Consider the following 3,912-nt stretch of genomic DNA (forward strand, 5'->3'; position numbering starts at 1 on the left):
CCCCCAGGTTCCGTGGCAGGGTGCGGAGGGCTGTCCGACCGGAGGGACCCCCCCGCGACCCCTGCCGACCCACCCACGGACCCGCAGTGGCGTACGGCGCCCCCTCCCCCTCTGGGAGCGGTGGCCCGGGGGTGCAGGGGGCGGAGCGCCCCTGCGTAGTGACCCGCGCGATCTCTCCGGCCTCCCCCGCACCCCTCCCCGCGTCCCTGTGTGGCCCGCTGACGGCCGATGAGGGGCGCCGTGCCCTCTGGGTCCGGTATCCGGCTGACAGGGCCGCAGAGGGGCGCCTAGGGTCGCCGCGTGATCACCGGGGGGCAATGATGACTCAGACTGAGACGCTTGCAAAAGGCGGATCGATGTGTCAGAGTCAGTCGCATGACGCAGACACCGGCCCAACTGAGGGCCCAAGCCGAAGCAGCACTCAAGCCTTTGGGAGCGAAGAGGATCAGGCTCCTGGCTCAGCTGGAGCAGCTCGACGCGGAGATCCGTCCGGTGATCGTGGAGGCGGTCCGGATGGAGGTCCCCTACCGCAGGATTCGGGACCTGACAGGGGTCTCCCCGAACACCTCGGCCGCGTGGCGGAAGGCGGCCGAGGCGGAGTGATCTGAGGGGCTCCTCGCGCGCGTATATGCGCGCGTGCGTAGGGCCCCCCTCCCCTCCCCCGACCGCAACCCGCAACCTTGCAGGTCAGAGGCGGTTGCACCCCGCAACCCGACCGCAACCTGCAACCAGAGGCGCAACCAGCAAACGAAGACGGGCCGGACCGCCGCAGCGAACGGCGATCCGACCCTCATCCACGCACCTGAAGGAGAACCGTGGACGTGAAGGAAGTTTGGCGGAAGGCGACCGATTCGACCAAGTCCGCCTGGCGGGCATCGGCCACCGAGGTGACCAACGTGGTCGATGCCCTGTCCCCCATGTGCGCCCCTGTGGCGGCTCGGTGGGACGCGGCGGCGGACCGGCGCCAGGCGCTCCGGACGCCGGAAAATCTCAAGAAGCTCATGGCCGCTCAGCGTGAGAACACGTCGGCGAGGGCGACGGCCGCGACCGCGAAGGGGCAGCGGACGGCGGCACGGCAGGCGAGCAAGAACCCGTGGAACGGCGCCCGGCGGGCGGCGAAGACGGCGGACAGGGCGGCGCGGTCGCACCGGATCGCCGCGCGGGCCGCGTTGAAGGAGGCGCGGGCGAACTACCCGGCGACGATGGCGCAGGTAGCCCGGCGGTGGCACGCCGTGCATGTCGTCCCGGCGGCGGTCGGCACGTACGCGTGGTCGACGCCTGCGGACTGGGAGACGTGGCCTTTGGCCACCTCGGTCGCGGTCATCGCGGCCAACGCCTCGGCGCTGTGGCTCGGTCGCCGGTCGGTCTCCGTGCAGGTCGAGGATGGGGTCACGGCGGAGGAACGCCGCTTGCTGGAGCGCCTGGACCCGTCGTACTGGGTGCAGCACGCCGACTCGCGCGGCCTGTCCGGCACGCTGACCGAGCGGCCCGAAGTGACGGCGGCCGGGATCGTGTGCGGCGTCCGGCTGGACGGCAAGGGCTGGTCGGCGAAGAAGCTCGCGGCCGAGTCCGCGGCGGTCCGCGCCCTGCTCGGGATGCGGACCGAGACGCGGATGCAGATCAGCGATGGCAGCCATGGCGACCGCGCGCTGATCGTGATCCGCACCCGGTCCGCGTCGGACGGCATCTCGATGACCTGGACGCCGGAGCACACCGGCATCGGCGTGGACGAGGTGACCGGCGAGATCGTGGACGTGCCGATGGCGGGCACGCACAAGCTGATCGCGGGCGTCACGAACATGGGCAAGAGCGTCTCGTGGCGGCCGTGGATGATGCAGGCCGTGGCCGACCCGCTGTGGGCGGGCATCCTCCTCGACCCGAAGCGGCTGGAAGCCCGGCTGTGGCAGGGGAAGGTCCGGACGGAGGGTCACCAGCGCGGCTCGAACGAGGAGATCCGGCAGGCGATCTACGACGCGATCTGCGAGCTGGTCGCGGAGATGCAGCACCGGCAGGAGATCGCGGACGTCACGCAGTGGGTGCCGACGCCGGAGCACCCGAGCCTCTTGGTCGTCATCGAGGAGGGACGGCAAATCCTCCAGATGGCCAAGGACAACCGGTGGAAGGACGTCCTCGACCTGATCGACGACCTGTACACCCTGGCCCGCGCGACGGGGATCTGGATCATCTGGGCGACCCAGTACCCGTCCCGCACGAACGGCGGCGTCACGGCGATGGTCAGCGAGAACAGCCTCACGGTCATGTCGCTGACGGTGGACTCGCCGGTGTCCGACCGCGTGGTCTACGGCGAGAACGCGGCGACGACGGGCTGGGAGCCGTCGACGCTCGGCGGCATCCCTGGCCGGGCCCTGATCAAGCACAAGGACCGCAAACCCAGCCCGGTGCGGATCTGGCACGTCCTGGATGAGGCGGTGGAGGCGCTCCCGAAGGTGACCCCGTGGCAGCACGTCGCCACCTTGGCGCCGGAGCCCGCCGACCCGGGCGGCGGGCCGCGCCTGACCCTGGTGAAGGAGGCACCCGAAGCGGCGGCCGAGGAAGCGCCGGCGCCCCGCGCTGAGGAATCCGCGGCGACCCCGGCCGGTACCCCGACCAACCGGAATCGGGTCCTGGACACGGTCCGGTCGGCGTCCGGCCCGCTCGCCCAGAAGGACATCGTGGCGGCGACCGGCATCGACAAGGGCGGCGTCTCCCGCGCCGTCGCGGCGCTCGTCAAGTCCGGCGACGTGGCCAAGACCCCGGCAGGGATCGTCATCGCGGGCAAGGAGGTGTCGGCATGAGCAAGCAGACGATGGAGAGGGCCGCGCTGATCGCGGCCGGGCTCGTGATCGTGACCCTGACCGCCCTTGCCTTCTGGCTCAGTTACGCACACCTCGCCGAGGTGGCCGGCCAGCACGGCCTGGCAGGCTCCCCGATCCGCCAGTGGGCATGGCCCGCGACCCTCGACGCCTTCATCGTCGGCGGCGAACTGCTCATGCTGCGGGCCGGTCTCCAGGGCCGCACCGACTGGTGGGCGATCACCGCCACGGCGGCCGGGTCGATCGGCTCGATCGTCCTCAACGTCGCCGGAGTGGCCGGAGCGAGGGACGGTCAGCACGTGCCCTTCCTCGACTACGTGACCGCCGCTGTCCCCCCCACTGCCGCACTGCTGGCTTTCGGGCTCCTCATGAGGCAGGTCCACGGCCTCGTGGACGACGCCGCACCCGCCGTCGAGCCGGGCAGGGACACCGAGGTGTCCACAGTGGACGCCCCGGTGTCCCCCACCCCCCTGCCGGAGCCTGTGCCGGCCACCGCATCGCCGCAGGTCATCTGCGGGGCACACCTCGAAATCCCGCCTGTCCCCCCCCGCCCGAAGCTGAGCACCGAGGAAGCCCGCGCCGCGATCGAGCAGGCATGGCGGGACGGCCTGAGCGTCCGTGAGGCGGCCCGGGTGTCCACCCGCGCCCCCTCGCAGGTGCAGCGGGTGTACGCACGCCTCGACACCGAGAACGCCCCCGTCCACCCGCGACACGACGACGACCACATCGAGGGTCAGACCGAGATTGAGGTCCCGGCCGCCGCGTGACCGAGAGAGGGTCAGGGGACACCTCCCCTGACCCTCTTGCGCAGGCTGACACATTGTGTCAGACTGACTCACGTCCGCCTGATCCACCCTCACCCGGCGGGGCGCCGCCACCACCAGGAGGAACCATGCACGAGACCCAGCTTGACGATGTGCCCGCCCGTATCACCGCGTCCGCCGCGCGGCTCGGCGGACCGGCCGCCACCCCGGCCGAGAAGGCAGACGCAGCCGCTCTCCTGCGGGACCTGCTGGAGGCCGCTCGCAGCCACGGCGTCACCCTCGCGCACTTCGACGCCGTGGCCGACCTCCCGCAGGCGGCCCTGATGGTCATCCGC

Annotated in this window: 4 protein-coding genes; all 4 read left to right on the plus strand. The window is 71.7% G+C overall.

The features are described from left to right. Positions 1–375 precede the first annotated feature (375 nt). Entirely contained in the window at positions 376–603 is a 228-nt protein-coding gene (locus ACWGO0_RS37210) for a hypothetical protein (RefSeq protein WP_376041194.1), read from the plus strand. A gap of 218 nt (positions 604–821) precedes the next feature. Next, positions 822–2,795 (plus strand): helix-turn-helix transcriptional regulator, encoded by a 1,974-nt coding sequence (locus tag ACWGO0_RS37215; protein WP_376220332.1) that lies wholly within the window; start codon positions 822–824, stop codon positions 2,793–2,795. Beyond that, complete coding sequence (locus ACWGO0_RS37220; protein ID WP_376169341.1) at positions 2,792–3,580, plus strand: DUF2637 domain-containing protein; 789 nt, start codon at positions 2,792–2,794, stop codon at positions 3,578–3,580. Before ACWGO0_RS37215 ends, ACWGO0_RS37220 begins: the two co-directional genes overlap by 4 nt. A 125-nt stretch (positions 3,581–3,705) precedes the next feature. Beyond that, the coding region (locus ACWGO0_RS37225; RefSeq protein ID WP_453544867.1) for a hypothetical protein at positions 3,706–3,912 on the plus strand (207 nt) is incomplete at its 3' end.

The sequence above is a fragment of the Streptomyces sp. NPDC055749 genome, assembly GCF_053617235.1.